The sequence below is a fragment of the Tritonibacter multivorans genome, from assembly GCF_001458415.1.
GTDB lineage: Bacteria > Pseudomonadota > Alphaproteobacteria > Rhodobacterales > Rhodobacteraceae > Epibacterium > Epibacterium multivorans.
This window is the reverse complement of record NZ_CYSD01000042.1, coordinates 354,530-376,589: the sequence shown is the minus strand read 5'-3', so window position 1 is coordinate 376,589 and position 22,060 is coordinate 354,530. Positions and strand designations below refer to the sequence as shown.

Below are 22,060 nucleotides of genomic sequence, written 5' to 3'. Positions count from 1 at the left end.
GAAACATCCGTTTCTTATGCGTTCCCTTCGGCGGTTTCCTGCTCTTCGAGGTCATATTCAATGGCGTATTCTTGGGCAAACTCCACCGCGACCGGGGTCGCGGTTGGGGTCATAACCGGGGTAATGCCGGTTTCTTCGACCGGAACCGCCGCCCGCTGAGTCGCGCGATAGGCCGCATAGAAGGCCATCAGACCCAGAAGAATGGCCATAAACAGGAAGAACCCAGAGGGACCAAAGGCCGCGTCCGACATCATCCAGCCGATCACCACCGGGCCCAGCGATGCGCCCAGACCGTTGATGAACAGCAGCGACCCGGCCGCCGACGCCATATCGTCATGCTCCAAATAGTCGTTGGCATGGGCCAGCAGCAGACCATAAAGCGGGTTCACCAGACCACCGGTCAGGAAGGACGACGCGAGCAACAGGTAGAAGTTCCCGCCCAGCATCATCGCCGCCATACAGGCGCCACCGCCAATCAGTGCGACAAACATAATCAGACGGCGACGCTCCATCCGATCTGACAGCCAGCCAATCGGGAACTGCAGGAACAAGGCGCCGACATAAAAAGAGGCGGTGAACATGGAAATCTGCTGAATATCCAATCCCGCCGACGTCGCATAGACCGAAGCCATACCAAACTGCGCCGAGAAGATCCCGCCCAGCAGGAACAGGCCCACACAGCCCAGCGGCGAGAGTTTGAACAGCTCGCGCATCTCCATGCGTTTAGAGGTCTCAAACGCTGGAACGGGCGAAATCGACAGCAAAATGGGCGCGAAAGAAATCGAAACCGCAATCGAAGCAATCACAAACGGCAGGTAGTCGCCGGGATCGCCGATCAGAATGAAACCCTGCGCCGCAACCAGACCCAGGGTCATCACGATCATATAAAGCGACAGCGCCTTGCCACGGTTTTCATTGTCGGTTGCGTCATTCAGCCAGCTTTCCGCCGTGACATACACGCCAGAGAAGCAGAACCCCACCACCAGACGGCCAAAGACCCAAGCCACCGGATTGGCCAGTGCGGGATAGAGGATCATCACCGCCGAAATCAACGAGGCCAGCGCCGCAAAGACCCGCACATGCCCCACACGCCGGATCATTCCGGGCGCAAAGTAACTGCCCAGCAGAAGACCGACAAAATAGGCCGACATGACAATCGACATGGTAAAGGTCGAAAACCCTTCCAGCGATCCGCGCACGCCCAAAAGCGTGCCCTGCAACCCATTGCCGAGCATCAGCAATCCGACACCCATCAACAGGGCCCAGGCGTTTGATAGAACCTGAAACATGGCACGCGTCTCCTTCGCAGAAAGCCTCGCGCGCCCTCTCTCATGGGGCAGGATTCTCTGCCGTTCACCTGACGACACCCTAGCGCGCATTCGCGACCCTAGCAGAGCCGCGTTCGCGCGATACCTCGGAAACGACTTGTGGTCGTTTTCAGACCGCAGAAAGCGGGCCGTGGGCTGAAAAATTACCGCTTGGGAAGCAGAAGCGATGCGTCGCCATAAGAAAAGAACCGATAGCCCGTGCGCACCGCGTGGTCATACACGCGGCGGATCTCGTCCTGCCCCATCAGCGCTGACACCAGCATCAGGAGCGTCGACTTGGGCAGGTGGAAGTTGGTCATCAGCGCATCGGCCACATGGAAGGTGAAGCCCGGATAGATAAAGATATCTGTTTCGCCCTCCCAAGGGGCGATGGCGCCGACACGTGCGGCGCTTTCGATCAGGCGCAGCGCCGTGGTGCCCACGGGGATCACCCGCCCCCCAGCGGCTTTGGTCGCCGCAATCTCGGCTGCGGCGGTTTCGCTCACCCGGCCCCATTCGGCGTGCATTTTATGGGTGGTCACATCATCGACCTTCACCGGCAGGAAGGTCCCCGCGCCCACATGAAGGGTCACATGGGTGAAGTCCACGCCCTTCTCGGCCAGCGCTTTCAGCAGCGGTTCGTCAAAATGCAGGCTCGCGGTGGGCGCTGCAACGGCGCCCGAATTTTTGGCCCAGACCGTTTGGTAGTCGGTTTTGTCCTGCTCATCCGCGGCGCGTTTGGCGGCAATATAGGGCGGCAGCGGCATGGCGCCGGCTGCGTTCAGCGCGGCGTCAAAGTCATCGCCGGACAGGTTGAACTGCAACCGTCCCTGCCCGTCCACAATCTCGACCAGCTCAGCGGACAGATCGTCGCTGAACACCACGGTTTCGCCAATTTTGATCTTCTTCAGCGGCTTTAGCAGCGCAGCCCAAGCCCCATCGGCCTGCGGCTCCAGCAGGGTGACCTCGATCTTGGCCGACACCGGCCCCTGCGCGCTGTCGCGATGCCGCTGACCGCTCAGCCGGGCGGGGATCACTTTGGTGTCGTTCAGCACCAGCCGGTCGCCGGGGCGCAGCCAGTCCAGCAGATCCCCCACGCGAGCATCATGGATCGCATCGCCTTCGGCCACCAGCAGCCGCGCAGAGGTCCGCGGCACCGCAGGACGGGTCGCAATCAGGGTATCGGGGAGGTCGAAATCAAAATCACTGAGCTTCATGGGGAGCGGCCTTACACCGCTTTGCACGCCAAGACCAGAGCCCACAGCAAGAGCCCACGGGCGACGGCTGCACTCAGCGGTCCTCGATCCGTTGGCGCCGCTCCTCCCGCAGCTCTTCTGCGGTTTTGCGTTTGCGCTGCTCGCCGGGTTTCAAGGGCTTTTCGCCCCGGAACACTTCGCGCAGGAACCCCGGCGCCAGCGCCGACAGCGGATTGACTGAGACATCCGGATCCGCCCCGGTTCCGCGCAGCCGGAAGGCAAAGGCAAACAGCCCCTCGCCCCGTCGCGTCAGAACACTGCCAATGGCATTCAACGCATAGACCGGCGTCAGCACCCCGCGCATGTCCAGCGCATCGGTCCTGAGGTTATAAAGCCCCTCCATCGACATCCCAATAGACGCGCCCACCGCCGACATATTTGTCAGCGTCAGATATTCCGGCCCCAGCCGGAAATCGGCCTCTGCCGAGTTGAACTGGATGCCCTGGCCCGCCAGCTCATTCACCAGCCCCACCAAACTGATGGAGTTCAGCAGCGCCGTGATCAACGACCCCTGCTTGACCCGAATGCGGCCAACCCGCACCTGACCGGTGTATTCGCCGGGCTTCGCGGTTGGCAGCAGGGTCATTTCAAAATCACCGCCAAAGCTGTTGTCGATAATCTCTGCCGCGCGCAGCACCGCACCGGCGTCCTTGGCCTTCAGCCGTATGCCCAGCCCCGTCTGCTGCGGCACCACCACGCCTGTCAGCGGGGCCTTGCCGTTCAGGCGGCCCGAAAACTCTCCGTTGAAACCGCCACGGGTGGAAAACCGCCCCTGAAACCCGCTCAGCGCAAATCCATCGGTGACCTGCAGCTGATCCAGTTGCAGATCAATCGGCACATTGCCACCGCTGCTGGACCCGCCTGCGCCACTGGACTGGCTGTCAAAGGGGAGATTGCGCAGATCAATACGCCCGCCCCGGACAAAAACCGCCGGGGCCGCTGCGCCGCGCCCCTCCAGCGTGACCGCCCCGCGCAGCCAGCCGCCAAGGGATACGCTGGAAAATTCTGCCCGGTTCAGGCCGCCGTCCGCTTTGGTGGTGACCCGCCCCCGCGCGGCCAGGCCCGGCGCCTCGAGCTGCAGGTCTTCGACCACGGGGCTGTCGCCAAGGCGCGCTTCAACGCGCAGACGCCCCTGCGACCGTTCGGACTTGGACCAGGCCAGATCCGGCAGACGAAGCCCAACCCCTGCCAGCGCGCTGGTAAAGGACAGGCGCGGCGCCGCGCCGCCCGGTGGCAGGGTAACATCGAACACCCCTTCGCCACGGCCAAAAACACTGCGGTCAGGCAGACCGATGCCAAGTGTTTTGACCGTAGCGTCGCTGATTTCGATCGTGCCGCGCACGCGGCCCGCCTGCGGATCCTCCGGGTTGATCTCCTGTCGCCAGACCGCATCAAAGGGAATGCCGCTGAGCTGACCGGGGCCGGAAATCTCGACAAAGCTCTGATCGCCGCGCAGGCTCAGCGCCTCGGCCTCCAGCACATGGCCGGGCAGCAGTTTATCGCTGTGCAGCTGCGCCAGCGTGCCCGTATAGTGGTATTCAATATCGCTGGCATCGACATGGTCCCGCAGCGGGATCGTCATGGTGCCTTGTGCGGCCACCTGCCCGTCACCAAGGGCCACCGGCAGGTCCACCTTATCCATCAGCGACAGCGGCGGCAGGTTCAAAAGGGACAGCGCCGCCGTGGCCGCGCCCGTTGCATCGGCGCGCAGAATGCCAAAGCCTTCGCCCGGCGGAAGCGAGGTGTCCGGGATAATAAAAGAGGTGCCGCTCATATCCAGCGGCCCGCCTTCAGGCGGCAGCAGCAGACCTTCGGTCGCGGTCACAACCAGACGGTGGCCGTGAATGGACAACTGCCCCGCAGCCTGCACCACATTGGGCAGGGTCCTGTGATATTTGACCTCCCCGTCCCGGAAGTTCAGATCCACCGACACAAAGGGCTTTTGGCCGCCACGCCCGCGCAGCCCCACTTCGGCGTCATAGATCGTGCCCCGCAGCACATTGTCCTGCACCCATTGGCGTGGCCTGGGCGGGGTTGTGGTGGGCCAGAGCGCCTTGATCAGCTCTGGGCTCAGGCGGTCCGAGCTGACGCTGAGGTCGTAATCCCACCCCGCATCGCCCACTCGTGCCTCGCCTTTGGCCAGAATATGCATCCCGTCCCGTTCCACCAGCATCTGCCCAAGACGCAGCCGGAAGGGGTTGAGCTCCATCATGAAATCCGCATTGACCCCGGTCAGCTCCAGCGGTTGGTCATAAAACCCGCGCGGGTTCAGTTTCAGGTCTGAAAACGCCAGCTGCCCAACCAGTTCGCGCAGCTGACCGTTTTCTACCCCAACCAAAGAGGCGGTGCCCTGCATATTGCCGCTGCCCCAGCCGCTGTCGATGCTCAGACTGTCAAAGGTCAGCTCTTCGCCGCCGGGATCAAAGGTGAAAAAGCTCTGCGCGCCGCGGATCGGCACGGGTTTGGCGGCCTCTTCCGGCTGGATCACGCCTTCGCCAATTTCCAGCGCCGCCTGCAGGGGCATCAGCCCTCCGTCACTGTCCACCGCCCCGCGCACCGCGCCGGAAATCGGCGCACGCAGAACCGACAGCCAGCCAAGCGCCGCACTTTGCACGGCCACATCTTCGGCCGGGACCTCGGTGATCACCAGCGCAAATTCCGCCGCCGTGTCGCCGATCCGCGACCGGTAGTTGGCCTCGACCGTGCTGGCAAAGTCGCGACCGCTGAGGACAGAGAAGCCTGCGTCAAACTCCACATCGCCCTGGCTGCGCGACAGCGTGACAGCACCGCCGTCCAGCGTCCAGCCGCGCCCCAGCCGCAGATCCTCGAGCCGCAGCGTCAGCGCATGGGTCTCTACCTGTGTCAGCGCCGACAATATTGGCAGGGTCAGCTGTTGATCCCATTGCTCCATCAGCAGCGCAAAACTGTCCGCCTGACGGAAATTCGTGTTGCCATCGCCAAAGCGCAACGCCACCGCGCCGTTTTCGCCGCGTTCAAGAATGGCAAACAACCCACTGAGGGAAATGGTTTTTGGCCGCACCTGCCCCTTCAGAAGGGGCCGCATGGCAAGAGCCGCTTGCGCATCCGCCACCTGTAGCGCCGATGTGCCATCCGGGTAGCTCAGCGTGACATCGCGCAGCGACACGCTGGGCCGCCACCCCTGGCTGACAAGAACCGAAATTTCCCCAAAGTCGATCTGCAGACCGCCAAGGTTATGTTCCAGCCGCCGCTCCACTTCACCCCGAACCCAATCCGGCATGTCCACCTGACGGTCGAGCATCAGGTACAGCATCACCGCAGCCGCAACTGCCAGCGCCAAAAGAAACCCGATCAATCGCATCGCGGCTTTGCCCAGAAAGCCCAGCATCCCGATCACCGCCCCCCCGGCGCGCCCTTTTGACACCGCCAGCCCCGCAATAGAACCCGCATCAGATCCCGCCTCTGCATCTGCCGCCTGTGCATCTGCCGGCTGTGCATCTACGGCCTGTGCAGCGCTGGTGACCCCGCCCGTTGCAGGGTCGGCCGCCGCAGGATCAGGCGATTGATCGGGCTTATCCGGCTTTACTTTGTCAGACATGGGCTATTTACGTTTCGGGAGAACAAGATAACCACCGGAGAGACCAAACATGCTGGAACCGCAAGACCTCGCCCCTGATTTCACCCTGCCGCGCGATGGCGGAACGGAATTGTCTTTGTCTGCTCTGCGCGGCAAGGCGGTTGTCCTGTTCTTTTACCCGCGTGATGATACGCCGGGATGCACCAAGGAATCCATCGGATTTTCCGAAGCGCTTGATGCATTTAAGGCCACAGGGGCCGAAGTTGTGGGCATTTCCCGCGACACGGTCGCAAAGCATGAAAAATTCATCGCCAAACACGGGCTGACCGTGCCGCTGGTGTCCGATGGCGAAACCACGGTCTGCGAGGCCTACGGCACCTGGGTCGAAAAGAACATGTACGGCAAGAAAAGCATGGGCATCGAACGCTCCACATTCCTGATCGACGCCGAAGGCAAAATCGCCCGGATCTGGCGCAAGGTCAAAGTGCCCGGCCATGTGGATGAGGTGCTCGAGGCTGTAAAAGCGCTCTGAGCCCGGACGCTGCGCCTGCGGCGGGCGGGGCGCTCCCGCCGGCTGCGCCCGCATCAAAGATGCGACCTGGCCTGTTGGGCATGGCAGCGCGCCCCCGCGTGGGGGCGCGCTGCGGCACCGTTTGCGGCTTCTGTTCAGGTCACAGTTCTGCGGTGACGCGGCCTGCGCAGCAGGGCGCTTGGCCCAAAAGGGACCTGTGGCATCTATGATGCCGCTGGCCCCTGCGGGAGCCCCGCCCGCCCGCCCGCCCGCCGCAGGCGCGGGGCGCCAGCCCCAGACCCGGCCCCGACCCGGCCCAGACCCAGAACGGACCCAGACCGAACCGCGCGTGGCCCCAGAGAAGCCTTGCGAACCCGGCCGCCTTTGACTATCGAACCGGCACCTCCAAACCCTTGCCCCCAAACGCGCGGAGCGGCTGATGAAAACCCTTGCCGAAATGGCCACTGATGTTCTGACCACCGCAGATGGCCGCCAAAAGACCGCACTGTCGCGCCAATATGCCGCCGAATGGCGCGCGTCGCGCAGCGGGGACGCCGCCGCAATTGAGGTCGGCTCTGCCACACCGCCGCTGCATCCCGCCCGCCCCGAGAGCCCCGCACTTCTGAACCCGCGCGACGTGCCCAAACGCAAGCCCGGCTCCCCGCAGGGGCGCATTGCGCTCCTGCATGCGGTGGCCCATATCGAACTCAACGCCGTGGATCTGCACTGGGACATTATTGCGCGCTTCACCGATGTGCCGATGCCGCTGGGGTTTTACGACGACTGGGTCAAATCGGCCGACGAAGAAAGCAAGCATTTCAACCTGATGTGCGACTGCCTCGAAGCGCTCGGCTCGCAATACGGTGCTCTGCCGGCTCATGCAGGCATGTGGCGCGCGGCGGAAGACACGGTGGATGACCTGATGGGGCGCCTCGCCGTGGTCCCCATGGTGCTTGAAGCGCGCGGGCTGGATGTCACCCCCGGCATGATCGAGATTTTCAAACGCGCCGACAACAAGGACGCTGTCGCCGCGCTGGAGCTGATCTATGCCGAAGAGGTCGGCCATGTCGCCTATGGCTCCAAATGGTTCAACTTCCTCTGTGGACGCGACAACCTTGACCCTAAGGCCGAATTCCACCGCCTTGTGACCCATTATTTCCACGGCGCGCTGAAACCACCGTTTAATGAAGAAAAGCGCGCAGACGCGGGGCTTCCGCCAGACTTCTACTGGCCGCTTGCCGATGGCGAGGCCCCCGCCTACGCGCGCTGAGGCTCACTCAACCGCAGATCGGCGGGAAATCGCCGATCCTACCGCTAAACCAGAGACTTACAGCCGAGCGAACCGATTAGGGTTGCTCGAAGGACACACAACGCGTATTTCCTGTTCCAATCAAGGCCGGGGCACGTTGCATTCTGCAAAAGACCCATCTCAGGCTGCACTATGGCAACGGCAAGGAACGGGACTGGGCACTTTGCGACGGGGACTGGCAATCAAGATTCATGCCTTTCTGGAGCGCAAGCTTCCGGAACGCCGGGTTTTTCTCAAATCTGACAGCGACACGCGCTTTATCCGACTGACCCCGGAAAGCCAGTTTGCCGCCATTCTGGGCGCGGGTCTGTTTGTCTCCTGGTCCATTGTCGCCACCTCGATCGTGCTGATGGACAGCATTGGCTCTGGCAATTTCCGCGAGCAGGCCAAGCGTGATCAAGCCATTTATCGCAGCCGCCTGAACCAGATCTCCGACGAACGCGACGCCCGCGCCAGCGAAGCGCTGGCCGCTCAGGGGCGCTTCAATGCCGCGCTTGAACAGATCTCGGTCATGCAGTCGGAACTTCTGGCCTCTGAAACGCGCCTGCGCGAATTGGAAACCGGGCTCGAGATCGTGCAGTCCAACCTGCGCGACCGCCTGAAGGAACGTGACAGTCTGCGCAATAAGCTCGCCGCGATGGAGGCTGAAAACGCCGAAAACGGCGCAGGCCAATCGCATCTGAGCGACCCGAAACAGTTTGAACTTCTGGCCGAGGCGCTTAGCGATACCGCCGAGGAACGCGACCAGATCCTAACCGACGCCCGCGACGCATTGGAACAGCGCGACGCGCTCGAACTGGAGCTGCGCCTGACCGAACAGCGCAATGACCAGATCTTCCGCCAGCTGGAAGAGGCGATGAAAGTCTCGGTTGAACCGCTGACCAAAATGTTCCGCAATGCAGGTCTGCCGCCGGATCGCATTCTGGAACAGGTGCGCCGGGGCTATAACGGTCAGGGCGGTGGCCCGCTGGAACCTCTGCCCTTTTCCACCCGCGGAGACGGCCCCAGCGCGGATGAACAGCGCGCCAATGCGCTGCTGTCGCAGATGCGCGAACTGAACACCTACCGGGTGGCCGCCGAACATGCGCCCTTCTCGGAACCGGTGGTGCGCGGGGCGGCGCGCCTGTCTTCCCCTTTTGACTATCGCCGCCACCCGATCACGGGTGGCCGTCGGATGCACAAAGGGATTGATCTGGCAGGCCCCACCGGCACAGATATCTTTGCAACCGCCGATGGCGTTGTCACTTTTTCCGGATGGCAATCCGGCTACGGCCGCATTGTAATCATCCAGCACGATTTCGGGATTGAAACCCGATATGCCCATAATACAAACAACCGCGTAAAGGCCGGTCAAAGGGTCTCGCGCGGTCAGCATATTGCTGATATGGGTAGCACAGGACGGTCCACTGGCCCCCATCTCCATTACGAGATTAGGGTCGGCGGAAAACCCGTAAACCCCATGATCTATATCAAGGCTGCGAGAAATGTTTTCTAAGAGCAAAATCAACGAGCCCGGCCCGAAGCAAACCGACGCCACCTCGACCTCCCCTGCCCCTGCACCGGCCGCTCCGGCCCAGTCTGCACCGGCACAAGCCGCAGCTCCGAAGCCTGCGGCCCCCAAAGCAAAACCTGCTGCCTCTCTGATCAGCTCTGATCTGACCATCACCGGCAACATCAAGACCTCTGGTGACATCCAGGTCGAGGGCACCGTCGAAGGTGACATCCGCGCGCATCTGCTGACCATCGGCGAAAGCGCAACCATCAAAGGCGAAGTGACCGCTGATGACGTCGTGATCAACGGCCGCATCGTGGGCCGCGTCCGTGGTCTGAAAGTCCGCCTGACCTCCACCGCACGGGTGGAAGGCGACATCATTCACAAGACCATCGCGATTGAATCCGGCGCCCATTTTGAAGGCTCCGTTCAGCGTCAGGATGACCCGCTGAACCCGGGCAAAGCCGCGCCGAAACCGGCGGTTGCTGGCTAATCGTCACACCGTAAAACAGATTAAAAACGCCGCCGGTGCAGATCGCATCGGCGGCGTTTTTATATGAACGGCAAAGCGGTATCAGGCATCCTTATTGCCCCAGCATCCATGTCCCATCCGGCCAGAAAGCATGAAAGGCAAAGGCAAACATCACATCATGGGGCGGGGCAAGACGCCGAGGCGCACGCAAGGGAACGACCTCTTTTGGTTAGCATAACAACATCCGAAGCCGTCGTTTCTTGCGCTTTAACCCCGCAACAGCGCCCAAAGCTCCCAACAACAAAAAACCTGCGCCAGGCACTGGCACCGAAGACATGGCGAAATCGTGAAAGCTGAACTCACCTTCGTTAAGCCGAATGCTCTCAAAACCGCCAAAGAACAGGGTACTCTCCCCGCCATAGTTCAGGGAATAGAGATCCTCGCCCTGTGCTCGAATGTCAAACTCCGAAAATGGACGATGTGGTAATTCTTGCAGCCACAAAGTATCGTATCCCTCACCGCCAAAAAAATATATCTCATTTGCACCGCTCAACGTGTATTCAGACAAGTTGTAGATTGTTAATAAATCGTCGTCCTGCCCCATATCGACATCGCCAATTATGGATCCGCCGACGAGGAACAACCAATCAGCCCCCCGCCCCAAAGAAAGAGCGGTGCCCGAAGTACCGGCGATGGTGCCAAAGATATTCTCAACTTCTTGCTGAGCAGTGTTCTCCGCATCAGTTGCGATACCAATTGTGCCAGATATAAGCCCAAATTCGTTGAGGACCCGTGTTGAGTACACACCAGCACCGATATCAATTGCGGATCCAGTGGTCGAAGTGATGGTTCCTTCGTTGTAGATTCTACCATGGTCAAGATTGATGGCATCTTGTGTCTCTATCGCAGGGCCTGAGGAAAGATCCTCAACAGTTTGCGTGCTTTCGATCAGCCCATAGTTTTCTATGTCGGCGCCCTCAGCCTGAATCACGCCGCCGAACCCCAAAACCGCCCCTCTGTTTTCCAGAGTCACATATCCCTCAGCCTCGATTGCGTTATTGGTCGATGATTGAATTGTCGAATTTTGGCTGTTGTAGACGCCTGCCGCGCTCTCATTCGCCTGGATAGCCTGCTCTACGGCGGCAATGTCCCCCGAATTAAAAACATAAACGGACCCGCCTTGTATGCCCTGACTCCCGGCAAGTATTTCGCCCTCGTTTTCCACAAACCCGCCCGTACTGTCCGAAAGGTCAATTGCGCTCGATCCGGACTGCTGGGTGTTGATCACAGCACCAGGAGTAACCCGCACGAAGATATCATCATTCTCAGCGCTTATCCCACGCGTTTCAACCGCATCGGGGCCATCGAATACACTGGTGCTATCGCAGGTAACAGACTGCCATTCGGCAATGCCGGTCACGGCATCACAATCCGCATGCGCAGTACCTGTGACCATTAAACTCAACGCACCAATCGCCGTAGACACAAATAGACGTTGCATTGGTAAATCTCCCTCAAAACAAACATCACAATCGTTCGACCAAAATTCGATAAAACCTTAGCGACACGATGCAGGGAGAAGAACAAATCGGCTGAAAACCAGCGTAAAATCGAACGCGCCGAAAAAAGAGGCCGCCCAAATAGGCAGCCCCTTTCTAATTTACCAATGTCAAAGCGATCACTCGGTGACGGTGACCTTGGTCATCGCGTCGGGCTGGCCGACAATTGCGCCATTGCGCGCAGAAGAGCCCTTCTTGATCGCATCCACCACATCCATGCCCTCGGTCACGGTGCCCACAACGGTGTATTGACCGTTCAGGAAATAACCGGGTTCAAACATGATGAAGAACTGCGAATTGGCAGAGTTCAGGTTGGCAGAGCGCGCCATGCCCACAACGCCACGTTCAAACGGCAGATCCGAGAACTCGGCGTCAATATCGCCCAGCTCAGATCCGCCCATGCCCGCGCGGCGCATGTCCTGACCCAGACGGCCAAACTGCACGTCGCCCGTCTGCGCCATAAAGCCATCGATCACCCGGTGAAAGACCACACCGTCATATTTGCCATCGGCCGCCAGCGCGGTGATCTGCTCAACATGTTTCGGTGCAACCTCTTCCAGCAGGTCGATCTTGATGGTGCCATTGGCGCCCTCGCCCTCGACCTGGATCTCCAGACCAGTCGCACCAGCAGGTGCGCCACCCAGCACAACAAAAGCGGGCCCTGCGGCAAGCAGGGCCAGAGCTGCCAGCGCCTTACGCATCAGCAGCCACTTTGACAGAGATCATGCGGTCCGGGCTCGCAGGCGGCTCACCACGGGTGATCGCATCGACGTGCTCCATGCCTTCGATCACACGGCCGTACACGGTGTACTGACGGTTCAGGAAGTGGTTGTCTTTGAAGTTGATGAAGAACTGAGAATTCGCAGAGTTCGGGTTGGCAGAGCGCGCCGCACCCAGGGTGCCACGGTCGTGGGGCACGCCAGAGAATTCGGCCGGCAGGTCTTTTTTGTCAGAGCCACCGGTGCCCGCCATGCGGATGTTGAACCCGTCTTCCATATCGCCATGCTGCACGTCGCCGGTCTGCGCCATGAAACCGTCGATCACACGGTGGAAGGCGACGTTGTCGTACTGGCCTTCACGGGCAAGCTCTTTCATCCGATCACAGTGCATCGGCGCCACGTCGGGCAGCAGCTCGATGACGACATTGCCGTCCTTCAGTTCAACGATAATGGTGTTTTCGGGATCCTTGATCTCGGCCATAGGGCCCTCCTGTCATTAGATATTGGGCAGATACCTAAGGAAGATCCCTCAGATTGCCAAGCATAGATCGCCACAAGCCCATTGACCTATGGCCCAAAACCGCCGAGACAACGGATGATATTTTCTGCGGCTGCACAAGACGCGGCCGATGACATGGAGTTTCGCGATGAGCTGGAAAACACTCGACGATATGGAATTGGCAGGCAAAACGGTCCTGACTCGCGTCGATATTAACGTGCCAATGGAAGACGGTCGCGTCACCGATGACACCCGCATCCAGCGCATTGTGCCCACCCTCAAAGACATCCTCGCCCAAGGCGGCAAGCCGGTGCTGCTGGCCCATTTTGGCCGCCCCAAAGGCAAAGTGGTCGCGGACATGTCGCTGGCTCCGCTGGTGCCTGCACTCGAAGCCGCGCTTGGCGCGCCCGTGGTCTTTGTCGCCGACTGCCGCGGCCCGGCGGCAGAGGCTGCGGTTGCCGCCCTGCCCGAAGGTTCGGTTCTGCTGGCCGAAAACACCCGCTTTCATGCCGGGGAAGAGAAAAACGACGACGCCCTCGCAACCGAGATGGCGGCGCTGGGTGACATCTACTGCAACGATGCGTTCTCTGCCGCCCACCGCGCCCATGCCTCGACCGAAGGTCTGGCCAAAAAACTGCCCGCCTGTGCAGGTCGTCTGATGCAGGCAGAGCTGTCGGCGCTGGAAAGCGCACTAGGCGAACCCGAACGCCCCGTGGTCGCCGTTGTTGGCGGCGCCAAAGTGTCGACCAAGCTGGACCTTCTGGGCAATCTGGTCGGCAAAGTGGACCGTCTGGTCATTGGCGGCGGCATGGCCAACACCTTCCTCGCAGCCCAAGGCATCGACGTGGGCAAATCGCTCTGTGAACACGAGATGGCCGACACCGCCCGCGAGATCATGGCCAAGGCCGACACCGAAGGCTGCAAGATCATCCTGCCCACCGACGTCGTTGTGGCGCGCGAGTTTGCAGCCAATGCCGCAAATGAAACCGTCGCCGCAGACGCCTGCCCGTCTGACGCCATGATCCTGGATGCAGGGCCTGCAACCGTGGCCGTGGTGTCCGAGACACTGGCGGAATGCAAAACCCTGATCTGGAACGGTCCGATGGGCGCCTTTGAGATCACGCCTTTTGACGCCGCCACCAATGCAGCGGCCCAAAAAGCGGCTGAGCTGACCAAAGCGGGGTCTCTGATTTCGGTTGCGGGGGGCGGTGACACCGTCGCGGCGCTGAACCAGGCCGGCGCTGCAGAGGCCTTCACCTATATCTCCACCGCTGGCGGTGCCTTCCTGGAGTGGATGGAGGGCAAAACCCTGCCCGGCGTCGCGGCGCTGCAAGGCTAAGACCCGATTGCCCACGCCCCCCAGGGCCCCTCACGACCAAGCGACGCCCGGCACTCGAATAGATTGAGTGTCGGGCGTTTTCGCACCTCCCGCGGCGCGAAGGTTAACAATGCGTTAACATTGGGGAATTTTCCCCGTCGATTTCCGCAATTAAACACCCTTTGAAGACAATTTTAGGTATACCCACATCGCTGTTGCTGTGGCATCATCTTAACAGAAGCCGAACAAATCGGCTCGTTCGAGACCTTGAGCAGACTTTTAACCTCGCCCCCGATGATCCACCTTACAGTTGAGGTGCGCCCAGCGGTGGCAAACACAGGCAGCTTGCACGTGACACGCAGCACCACACCCTCCCTTGGCACGATCTTGTTCTTTGCGATCGCTTTCCTGCTCAGCGCGTATTTCACCTTTGCCGCCGTTCAGGGCGACTTTGGCTTATTCCGGCGCGTGGAAATTCAGGCCGAAGCGGATCTTCTGATGGCAGACCTTCAGCGCCTGCGCGATGAAATCGCCGAGATGGAAAACCTGACCCACCGGCTGTCGGACAGCTATCTTGATCTGGACCTGCTGGACGAACAGGCCCGTTCGGTACTGGGGCTGGCCCGCGCCGATGAGATCGTCATTCACTAAATCTTCACAACAGATCGCCTTTTTACAAAGCGTGTCGTGATTTTTCACGCGCGCTTTTTTGCGTGTTGAACCTTGCGTCACATTAGGTCTCGCCAGCGGCGAGAAAATGATTTAGAAGATAGTTTAACACTAAACTATTTGGCCTGAAGGGGGAGCCCGCCGCTATGGCTACGAGAAAAAGCGCTCAGAAACCAAACGTTTCTGCCGAGGAACTCACAGAGTACTACCGTGAAATGCTTCTTATCCGCCGATTCGAAGAAAAAGCGGGTCAGCTCTATGGTATGGGTCTGATTGGCGGCTTCTGCCACCTGTACATCGGTCAGGAAGCTGTTGTTGTTGGCCTCGAGGCCGCAGCCGAAGAGGGTGACAAACGCATCACCTCTTACCGCGACCACGGCCACATGCTGGCCTGCGGCATGGACCCCAATGGCGTCATGGCCGAACTGACCGGTCGCGAGGGCGGCCTGTCGAAAGGCAAAGGCGGCTCCATGCACATGTTCTCCAAGGAGAAGCATTTCTACGGCGGCCACGGCATCGTGGGCGCGCAGGTGCCGCTGGGTGCCGGTCTGGCTTTTGCCGACAAATACAAAGGCAACGGCCGCGTGACCTTCGCCTACTTTGGGGACGGTGCTGCAAACCAGGGTCAGGTCTACGAGACCTACAACATGGCCCAGCTCTGGGAGCTGCCGGTGGTTTTCGTCATCGAGAACAACCAATACGCCATGGGCACCTCGGTCGCCCGGTCGACCAAATCCCCGGCGCTGTGGAAGCGCGGCGAAGCCTATGGCATCAAAGGCGAAGAAGTGGACGGCATGAACGTCCTTTCTGTCAAAGAAGCCGGCGAACGCGCCGTGGCCCACTGCCGCGCAGGCAAAGGCCCCTACATCCTCGAGGTCAAGACCTACCGCTACCGCGGCCACTCCATGTCTGACCCGGCAAAATACCGGACCCGCGACGAAGTGCAGAAAATGCGCGACGAACGTGATCCGATCGAACAGGTCCGCGACATGCTGCTGACCGGCAAACACGCCACCGAAGACGACCTCAAAGCGATCGACAAAGAGATCAAAGAGATCGTCAACGAAAGCGCCGAGTTCGCCAAAACCAGCCCGGAACCGGCTCTGGAAGAGCTGTGGACCGACATTTACGCCTGATCTGACAAGGGAAAAGACGACAATGGCAACCGAAATTCTGATGCCCGCCCTGTCCCCCACCATGGAGGAAGGCACGCTGGCCAAATGGCTGGTCAAAGAAGGCGACACCGTCAACTCCGGCGACATCATGGCCGAGATTGAAACCGACAAAGCCACCATGGAATTTGAAGCCGTGGACGAAGGCATTGTTGGCGCGATCCTGATCCCCGAAGGATCGGAAGGGGTCAAAGTAAACACCCCCATCGCCGTGCTGGTCGAAGAGGGCGAAACCTATGACGCCGCTGCCGCGCCTGCCGCCGCAGAGGAAGCGCCGGCCGCCGGGACACCTGCGGCGCCCACAGCGCCCGCCGCTGCTGCCGCCGCCCCGGACATGCCGGTCGTGGACGAAAGCCCCGACTACCCCGCAGGCACCGAAATGGTCACCACCACCGTCCGCGAAGCCCTGCGCGACGCTATGGCGGAAGAGATGCGCGGTGACGAAAACGTCTTCCTGATGGGGGAAGAAGTCGCCGAATACCAAGGCGCTTACAAGATCTCCCAGGGCCTTCTGGACGAGTTCGGCTCCAAGCGCGTGATCGACACCCCGATCACCGAGCACGGCTTTGCCGGCATCGCAACCGGCGCGGCCTTTGGCGGTCTGCGCCCGATTGTGGAGTTCATGACCTTCAACTTCGCCATGCAGGCGATTGACCAGATCATCAACTCTGCCGCGAAGACGCTTTATATGTCCGGCGGCCAGATGGGCGCGCCCATGGTCTTCCGTGGCCCCAACGGTGCTGCCGCCCGCGTGGCCGCGCAGCACTCTCAGGACTACGCCGCCTGGTACATGCAGATCCCCGGCTTGAAGGTGGCAATGCCTTACTCTGCGGCGGATGCCAAAGGTCTGATGAAGACCGCGATCCGCGACAACAACCCGGTGATCTTCCTCGAAAACGAGATCCTGTATGGTCGTTCGTTCGAGGTGCCGAAGCTGGATGATTACACCGTGCCGTTCGGCAAGGCAAAGATTTGGCGCGCCGGTGAGGATGTGACCATCGTCTCCTTCGGCATTGGCATGCAATATGCGCTCGAAGCGGCAGACAAGCTCGCCGAAGAGGGTATCTCCGCCGAGGTCATCGACCTGCGCACCCTGCGCCCGATGGACCTGCCGACCGTGATCAAATCGGTGATGAAGACCAACCGTCTGGTGACCGTGGAAGAAGGCTGGCCGCAGGGCTCTGTTGGCTCCTACATCGCCTCCGAGGTCATGCAACAGGCGTTTGACTATCTGGATGCGCCGGTTGCGGTCTGCACCGGCAAGGACGTGCCGATGCCTTACGCCGCAAACCTCGAAAAGCACGCGCTGATCACCACCGACGAAGTGATCGCCGCCGTTAAACAAGTGACCTACCGGTAAGGAAGCGACCTGATGCCTATTGAAGTCCTCATGCCCGCCCTCTCGCCCACGATGGAAGAGGGCACCCTTGCCAAATGGCTCGTCAAGGAAGGCGACACCGTCTCCTCTGGCGACCTGATTGCCGAGATTGAGACCGACAAAGCCACCATGGAGTTTGAAGCCGTGGACGAAGGTGTTGTTGGCAAGATCGTTGTGCCCGAAGGCTCCGAAGGGGTGAAAGTCAACTCCCTGATCGCGGTCCTCTTGGAAGACGGCGAAAGCGCCGACGACATCGCAACAGGTGCCACCGCGGCGCCTGCCGCAGCTGCGGCTGAGGCGGCCCCTGCGGCCGTTGAAGCGGCAGCTTCCGCCCCTGCGGCGGCGCCTGCGCCTGCCGCCCCGGCAGCGGCCGATGGGTCGCGCATCTTTGCCTCCCCCCTCGCCCGTCGCATTGCGGCGCAGAAGGGTCTGGACCTCTCCGCGATCAAAGGCTCCGGCCCCAAGGGTCGCATCATCAAGGTCGATGTGGAAAACGCAACTGCCGCCCCGAAAGAGGCCCCGAAAGCCGCAGCACCTGCCTCGGCAGCTGCCGCTGCCGCGCCTGCGGGTCCTTCCGCCGATATGGTTGCCAAGATGTACGAAGGTCGCGACTACGAGGAAGTCACCCTCGACGGTATGCGCAAGACCATCGCTGCCCGCCTGACCGAGGCCAAGCAGACCATCCCGCATTTCTACCTGCGCCGCGACATCAAGCTCGACGCGCTGCTGAAGTTCCGCTCGCAGCTGAACAAGCAGCTGGAGCCGCGCGGCGTGAAGCTGTCGGTCAATGACTTCATCATCAAAGCGGTGGCGCTGGCGCTGCAGGCGGTGCCGGATGCCAATGCCGTTTGGGCTGGCGACCGGGTGCTGAAGATGAAATCCTCGGATGTGGCCGTGGCCGTCGCGATCGAGGGCGGCCTGTTCACCCCGGTTCTGCAGGACAGCGACCTGAAATCGCTGTCGGCGCTGTCGGCGGAAATGAAAGACCTGGCCAAACGCGCCCGCGACCGCAAGCTCGCGCCGCATGAATACCAGGGCGGGTCTTTCGCGATCTCCAACCTCGGCATGTTCGGCATCGACAACTTTGACGCGATTGTGAACCCGCCGCACGCCGGTATTCTGGCCGTCGGCTCTGGCGTCAAGAAACCGGTTGTGGGCGAGGATGGCGAACTGACCGTCGCCACCGTGATGAGCGTGACCATGTCCGTCGACCACCGTGTCATCGACGGCGCGCTGGGGGCAGATCTGCTGAAGGCAATTGTCGAGAACCTCGAAAACCCGATGGTGATGCTCGCCTGATCCGGCAGCCCCTGAACGGGTCTATTTATCAATGTTGAAAGGAGGCCGGGATCATCCCGGCCTCTTTTTTTGGCCGCCCACAACCGCCCCGGCCGCGGTGACGTCTGCTGCGCCAAGGGACCACGGGTCCAAATGTGACAGTTTTGTAAATCTTTATTGAAGGCCGCAGTTTTCGCCTTTTGCGTAGACGCGGATTTACCTTTCGCAAAGCTTCACATCCTAAACGGGAGGCGAAAGTTCTTCTCCCTCCCGACATACAGGATCCAACATGTCGACATCCAAGCCCAAACAGGTTGCCCCTGGGGTCTCTGCTGTGACGTCGAAAGAGTTCTTTGCTTCGATGAACATCCGCATCGCGGCGCTGGTTTCCCTCTTCTCTCTTATTGTGGCCCTTCCCATTGGCATTTTGGCCGGTGGGCGGCTCGAGGTGCAGTCCATGGATGCGCTGCGCACCCTCCAGCTGGAACTGACAAACCTTGCCGCCACGCAGGTGGAACAGCCGCTGAAGCTCGGCTTTTCCGGCACCGTGGAAAAACGCCTGAACTATGTCATAGACCGCGCGGGCGACAGCTTTGCCTGGACCAAGGTGATCAAATCCGATGGTGTGGTCATGGCCGATCTGGGCACGCTTGATGACAGTGCCAAAGCCACGCTCGAGGCCGAGGCCGCCAAAGCCCTGGAAACCGGTGAATTCTACGCCTCTGCGGATGGGTTCTCGCTGGTGCAGCCGGTGACCTCCAAAAAGGGCAAAATTCGCGGCGTTCTGGTCATGGTCTGGGATCCTGCCCCGGTGCAGGCCAAGGTCACCGGGGCGCTGATCCGGGACGCGCTGATCGCATTGGGGCTGATGGTGGTCTCGCTCGGGATCTGCTTTGCCATTCTGAAACGCTCGCTTGGCAATCCCATGGCGCAGCTGGTCAAGGCGCTGGAACGCATCGACAGCGGCAAATATGACACCCGCCTTTCCCTGTCGTCCCGACGCGACGAACTGGGCCGTATGGCGCGACGCATCCTCACCCTGCAGGACACCCTGCGCACCGGCCAACAGGCCAGCCAGCAGCGCGAAGCCGACCAGACAGAGCTTGCCCATGCGATTGATCTTCTGCGCACCGGACTGGGGCAACTGGCAGATCAGAACCTGTCGGCCCGGATCGAACACCGTCTGTCTGGCACCTACGAACCGCTGCGGGCGGATTTCAACTCTGCCATCGCCTCCATTGCGCAGGCGATGGACAAGGTGCTGGGCACAGCGGGTCAAATCCTGACGCGATCTTCCAATATTGAAAGCGGTGCCGGGAACCTCAATGACCGTATTCAAAGCCAGTCTGAAACGCTCGAACAGATCTCGGGCGCATTAACCCAGCTGACCGCCTCGGTCAGTGCCGCGGCCGAAGGCGCAACCCATGTCAATGACCTCGCCCATCGCGCGGTGACGGATGCGCGCGACAATGAACAGGTGGTGGAAAAAGCCATCGCCGCCATGACCGAGATCGAGGAAAGCGCCGGCAAAATTGAAACCATTATTGCCGTCATTGACGACATCGCCTTCCAGACCAACCTCCTGGCGCTGAACGCAGGGGTTGAGGCCGCGCGGGCCGGTCAGGCCGGTGCGGGCTTTGCCGTTGTCGCCTCCGAGGTGCGGGCGCTAGCGCAGCGCACGACGGACGCCGCCACCGAGGTCAAAGCGCTGATCACCAATGCCACCTCGCATATCCAGAACGGCGTTGAAGAGGTCAACAACACCGGCGCGGCGCTGACCCATGTCATTGCCTCTCTCGGCGAGATTTCCAGCCGGATCGAGGCCTCTGCCGCCAGTTTTGCCCATGACAGCCAGAAGCTTTCGCAGCTCACCGGCGATCTGAGCGAGCTGGGTCAGACCACCAGCAACAATGCCACGATCCTGCAGGGTCAGGTCAGTGATGTGGAGGCCCTGCGCGGCGATGCCGGGTCGCTCAATGCGCTGGTCGGGGAGTTCAGCTTTGGCGACGCAGTCCCGCACAGCATCGACGACACCCGCGACGCGGCGTGATTATCAAAAAAAACACCCCGCCAGTTCGCTGGCGGAGTGTTTTTGAATTGAAACAGTCTTTGCGGCTCAGTCGTCTTTGCCCAGCACCTGGATCATCGACACCGAGGGCTGATCACAGCCCGCCTCACCGACGATTTTTGCAGGCACACCGGCCACGGTCTTGCACGGCGGGATTTCCTGCAGCACCACGGACCCAGCCGCAATTCGCGAACAATCGCCCACTTTGATATTGCCCAGCACCTTGGCGCCTGCGCCAATCAGCACGCCATTGCCGATCTTCGGATGGCGGTCTTCTTCTTCCTTGCCGGTGCCGCCCAGCGTCACCGAATGCAGCATCGACACATTGTCGCCCACCACGGCGGTTTCGCCGATCACAATGGAATGGGCGTGGTCGATCATAATGCCCTTGCCGATCTTTGCGGCCGGGTGAATATCGACGCCAAAGATTTCAGAGACGCGCATCTGGAAGAAATAGGCCAGATCATAATCGCCCTGTTCCCACAGGTAATGGCCAACACGATAGGCCTGTACGGCCTGATAGCCTTTGAAATACAGGATCGGCTGCAGCAGACGGTGGCAGGCCGGATCGCGTTCATAAACCGCGACCAGATCGCTGCGCGCGGCCTCAACCAGATCGGGCGCGGCCTCATAGGCCGCATCGACGATCTCGCGCAGGATCACCATCGACATTTCATTGGAACACAGCTTGGCCGAAATCCGATAGCTCAGCGCGCGGTCCAGCGATTTATGGTGCAGAATACAGGAATGAATGAGCCCCCCCATCAGGGGCTGCTTGTGAACGGCTTCTTCGGCTTCTTCGGTGATCTGACCCCAGACCGGGTCGATCTTCCGTACAGCTTTATGCGTGTCCAGCATCGGGCTATCCCTTTCTCTCGTCGCGCCACATTTATGGGTCGCTGCGCTCGGTAAGTCCCATCTTACCCATCTAAGTGCACATTCGCCAAACGCAATCCTGTGATGGCATGTATTGCAGTTTTCGATCGCTGCAAGCCCTGCCCTTTACGTCAGGTCTGCGGACGCTACAAGCGCCGATTTTGCGGCAGAACGTTACATCAACGTGGGCTAAGAACGCCTGCCCAAAAGAAAGTTCCGATTTTTGTTGGTTTTGATCCAGACCTGTGCCACCAATTCTCTTGCAATCTGACCATCGAAACCCTGTTCCTTAAGACCAGCTTTCGACGCGACGCTGCAGGCCGGCCCGACCGCGGGCGGCGAACATAGCGCTCCGCCGCGTCCCGCGGCAGGCACAACGGACTACGGAAAGACAGGAGTTTCCACCATGCCCAAAGGCACCGTGAAATGGTTCAACACCACAAAAGGCTTTGGTTTCATTGAAGTTGAAGGCCGCCCCAACGATGTATTCGTGCACATCTCTGCAGTTGAGCGTTCCGGCCTGACCGGTCTGGCCGATGGCCAAGCCGTCAGTTTCGAACTGCGTGAAGGCCGCGATGGTCGCGAATCCGCAGTGGATCTGGTGGTCGAATAATCGACCCC

General features: G+C 60.6%; 18 protein-coding genes. 11 read left to right on the top strand and 7 right to left on the bottom strand.

The annotated features are described in order from the left end of the window. Positions 1 to 14 precede the first annotated feature (14 nt). The 3 genes from TRM7557_RS17570 to TRM7557_RS17560 form a co-directional block, all read right to left on the bottom strand. Positions 15 to 1,289 carry an MFS transporter gene (locus tag TRM7557_RS17570; protein WP_058291505.1) on the bottom strand — a complete coding sequence of 425 codons (1,275 nt, stop codon included), beginning with the start codon at positions 1,287 to 1,289 and terminating at the stop codon, positions 15 to 17. Positions 1,290 to 1,471: 182 nt separating this feature from the next. Further along, positions 1,472 to 2,524: a tRNA preQ1(34) S-adenosylmethionine ribosyltransferase-isomerase QueA gene (gene queA, locus TRM7557_RS17565; protein WP_058291504.1), complete on the bottom strand. Its 1,053-nt coding sequence runs from the start codon at positions 2,522 to 2,524 to the stop codon at positions 1,472 to 1,474. A gap of 73 nt (positions 2,525 to 2,597) precedes the next feature. After that, positions 2,598 to 6,140, bottom strand: coding sequence for a YhdP family protein (locus TRM7557_RS17560; protein WP_110590798.1), 3,543 nt, complete (start codon positions 6,138 to 6,140; stop codon positions 2,598 to 2,600). A gap of 49 nt (positions 6,141 to 6,189) precedes the next feature. On the opposite strand from TRM7557_RS17560, the gene TRM7557_RS17555 reads away from it, so the two are divergent. The 4 genes from TRM7557_RS17555 to TRM7557_RS17540 all read left to right on the top strand — a co-directional run bounded on the left by TRM7557_RS17555 (position 6,190) and on the right by TRM7557_RS17540 (position 9,924). Beyond that, the gene (locus tag TRM7557_RS17555) at positions 6,190 to 6,651 is read left to right on the top strand and encodes a peroxiredoxin (protein ID WP_058291503.1); all 462 of its coding nucleotides are present in this window, start codon (positions 6,190 to 6,192) and stop codon (positions 6,649 to 6,651) included. Positions 6,652 to 7,069: 418 nt separating this feature from the next. Beyond that, on the top strand, positions 7,070 to 7,900 hold the full coding sequence (locus TRM7557_RS17550) for a ferritin-like domain-containing protein (RefSeq protein WP_058291502.1): 831 nt from the start codon (positions 7,070 to 7,072) through the stop codon (positions 7,898 to 7,900). 202 nt (positions 7,901 to 8,102) lie between these two features. Continuing rightward, positions 8,103 to 9,434, top strand: coding sequence for a DUF5930 domain-containing protein (locus tag TRM7557_RS17545; protein ID WP_058291501.1), 1,332 nt, complete (start codon positions 8,103 to 8,105; stop codon positions 9,432 to 9,434). Further along, entirely contained in the window at positions 9,424 to 9,924 is a 501-nt protein-coding gene (locus tag TRM7557_RS17540) for a bactofilin family protein (RefSeq protein ID WP_058291500.1), read from the top strand. The genes TRM7557_RS17545 and TRM7557_RS17540 overlap by 11 nt, the downstream gene beginning before the upstream one ends. A 208-nt stretch (positions 9,925 to 10,132) precedes the next feature. Here TRM7557_RS17540 and TRM7557_RS17535 read toward each other — a convergent pair whose 3' ends face one another. The 3 genes from TRM7557_RS17535 to TRM7557_RS17525 all read right to left on the bottom strand — a co-directional run bounded on the left by TRM7557_RS17535 (position 10,133) and on the right by TRM7557_RS17525 (position 12,662). Further along, positions 10,133 to 11,404, bottom strand: a complete 1,272-nt coding sequence (locus TRM7557_RS17535) for a VPLPA-CTERM sorting domain-containing protein (protein ID WP_058291499.1) — start codon at positions 11,402 to 11,404, stop codon at positions 10,133 to 10,135. Between the two features lie 177 nt (positions 11,405 to 11,581). Then, a complete protein-coding gene (locus tag TRM7557_RS17530; RefSeq protein WP_058291498.1) occupies positions 11,582 to 12,163 on the bottom strand; it encodes a peptidylprolyl isomerase in 582 nt (193 codons plus the stop codon). Next, on the bottom strand, positions 12,156 to 12,662 hold the full coding sequence (locus TRM7557_RS17525; RefSeq protein ID WP_058291497.1) for a peptidylprolyl isomerase: 507 nt from the start codon (positions 12,660 to 12,662) through the stop codon (positions 12,156 to 12,158). The genes TRM7557_RS17530 and TRM7557_RS17525 overlap by 8 nt, the downstream gene beginning before the upstream one ends. Positions 12,663 to 12,828: 166 nt before the next feature. On the opposite strand from TRM7557_RS17525, the gene TRM7557_RS17520 reads away from it, so the two are divergent. The 6 genes from TRM7557_RS17520 (at position 12,829) to TRM7557_RS17495 (ending at position 20,545) form a co-directional block, all read left to right on the top strand. Continuing rightward, positions 12,829 to 14,019 (top strand): phosphoglycerate kinase, encoded by a 1,191-nt coding sequence (locus TRM7557_RS17520; RefSeq protein ID WP_058291496.1) that lies wholly within the window; start codon positions 12,829 to 12,831, stop codon positions 14,017 to 14,019. Between the two features lie 330 nt (positions 14,020 to 14,349). Then, positions 14,350 to 14,649 (top strand): FtsB family cell division protein, encoded by a 300-nt coding sequence (locus TRM7557_RS17515; protein WP_058291642.1) that lies wholly within the window; start codon positions 14,350 to 14,352, stop codon positions 14,647 to 14,649. 164 nt (positions 14,650 to 14,813) lie between these two features. Continuing rightward, positions 14,814 to 15,803, top strand: coding sequence for a pyruvate dehydrogenase (acetyl-transferring) E1 component subunit alpha (pdhA, locus tag TRM7557_RS17510; RefSeq protein WP_058291495.1), 990 nt, complete (start codon positions 14,814 to 14,816; stop codon positions 15,801 to 15,803). Positions 15,804 to 15,825: 22 nt separating this feature from the next. Next, positions 15,826 to 17,199, top strand: coding sequence for a pyruvate dehydrogenase complex E1 component subunit beta (locus tag TRM7557_RS17505; RefSeq protein ID WP_058291494.1), 1,374 nt, complete (start codon positions 15,826 to 15,828; stop codon positions 17,197 to 17,199). A 12-nt stretch (positions 17,200 to 17,211) separates the two neighbouring features. Then, the gene (locus tag TRM7557_RS17500; protein WP_058291493.1) at positions 17,212 to 18,516 is read left to right on the top strand and encodes a pyruvate dehydrogenase complex dihydrolipoamide acetyltransferase; all 1,305 of its coding nucleotides are present in this window, start codon (positions 17,212 to 17,214) and stop codon (positions 18,514 to 18,516) included. Between the two features lie 268 nt (positions 18,517 to 18,784). Beyond that, positions 18,785 to 20,545: a methyl-accepting chemotaxis protein gene (locus TRM7557_RS17495; protein WP_058291492.1), complete on the top strand. Its 1,761-nt coding sequence runs from the start codon at positions 18,785 to 18,787 to the stop codon at positions 20,543 to 20,545. Positions 20,546 to 20,611: 66 nt separating this feature from the next. Here TRM7557_RS17495 and cysE read toward each other — a convergent pair whose 3' ends face one another. Next, on the bottom strand, positions 20,612 to 21,421 hold the full coding sequence (gene cysE, locus TRM7557_RS17490) for a serine O-acetyltransferase (protein WP_058291491.1): 810 nt from the start codon (positions 21,419 to 21,421) through the stop codon (positions 20,612 to 20,614). Between the two features lie 424 nt (positions 21,422 to 21,845). Between cysE and TRM7557_RS17485 the strand changes: the two genes are divergently transcribed. After that, the gene (locus tag TRM7557_RS17485) at positions 21,846 to 22,052 is read left to right on the top strand and encodes a cold-shock protein (RefSeq protein ID WP_058291490.1); all 207 of its coding nucleotides are present in this window, start codon (positions 21,846 to 21,848) and stop codon (positions 22,050 to 22,052) included. Positions 22,053 to 22,060 lie beyond the last annotated feature (8 nt).

What these genes read in the sequence shown, in the direction of transcription:
- pdhA (WP_058291495.1), top strand. Translation starts at nt 14,814, where the DNA reads ATGGCTACGAGAAAAAGCGCTCAGAAACCAAACGTTTCTGCCGAGGAA.
- TRM7557_RS17560 (WP_110590798.1), bottom strand. Translation starts at nt 6,140, where the DNA reads ATGTCTGACAAAGTAAAGCCGGATAAGCCCGATCAATCGCCTGATCCT.
- TRM7557_RS17505 (WP_058291494.1), top strand. Translation starts at nt 15,826, where the DNA reads ATGGCAACCGAAATTCTGATGCCCGCCCTGTCCCCCACCATGGAGGAA.
- TRM7557_RS17570 (WP_058291505.1), bottom strand. Translation starts at nt 1,289, where the DNA reads ATGTTTCAGGTTCTATCAAACGCCTGGGCCCTGTTGATGGGTGTCGGA.
- TRM7557_RS17495 (WP_058291492.1), top strand. Translation starts at nt 18,785, where the DNA reads ATGTCGACATCCAAGCCCAAACAGGTTGCCCCTGGGGTCTCTGCTGTG.
- TRM7557_RS17530 (WP_058291498.1), bottom strand. Translation starts at nt 12,163, where the DNA reads ATGCGTAAGGCGCTGGCAGCTCTGGCCCTGCTTGCCGCAGGGCCCGCT.
- cysE (WP_058291491.1), bottom strand. Translation starts at nt 21,421, where the DNA reads ATGCTGGACACGCATAAAGCTGTACGGAAGATCGACCCGGTCTGGGGT.
- TRM7557_RS17500 (WP_058291493.1), top strand. Translation starts at nt 17,212, where the DNA reads ATGCCTATTGAAGTCCTCATGCCCGCCCTCTCGCCCACGATGGAAGAG.
- TRM7557_RS17555 (WP_058291503.1), top strand. Translation starts at nt 6,190, where the DNA reads ATGCTGGAACCGCAAGACCTCGCCCCTGATTTCACCCTGCCGCGCGAT.
- TRM7557_RS17550 (WP_058291502.1), top strand. Translation starts at nt 7,070, where the DNA reads ATGAAAACCCTTGCCGAAATGGCCACTGATGTTCTGACCACCGCAGAT.
- TRM7557_RS17540 (WP_058291500.1), top strand. Translation starts at nt 9,424, where the DNA reads ATGTTTTCTAAGAGCAAAATCAACGAGCCCGGCCCGAAGCAAACCGAC.
- TRM7557_RS17525 (WP_058291497.1), bottom strand. Translation starts at nt 12,662, where the DNA reads ATGGCCGAGATCAAGGATCCCGAAAACACCATTATCGTTGAACTGAAG.
- TRM7557_RS17485 (WP_058291490.1), top strand. Translation starts at nt 21,846, where the DNA reads ATGCCCAAAGGCACCGTGAAATGGTTCAACACCACAAAAGGCTTTGGT.
- queA (WP_058291504.1), bottom strand. Translation starts at nt 2,524, where the DNA reads ATGAAGCTCAGTGATTTTGATTTCGACCTCCCCGATACCCTGATTGCG.
- TRM7557_RS17535 (WP_058291499.1), bottom strand. Translation starts at nt 11,404, where the DNA reads ATGCAACGTCTATTTGTGTCTACGGCGATTGGTGCGTTGAGTTTAATG.
- TRM7557_RS17520 (WP_058291496.1), top strand. Translation starts at nt 12,829, where the DNA reads ATGAGCTGGAAAACACTCGACGATATGGAATTGGCAGGCAAAACGGTC.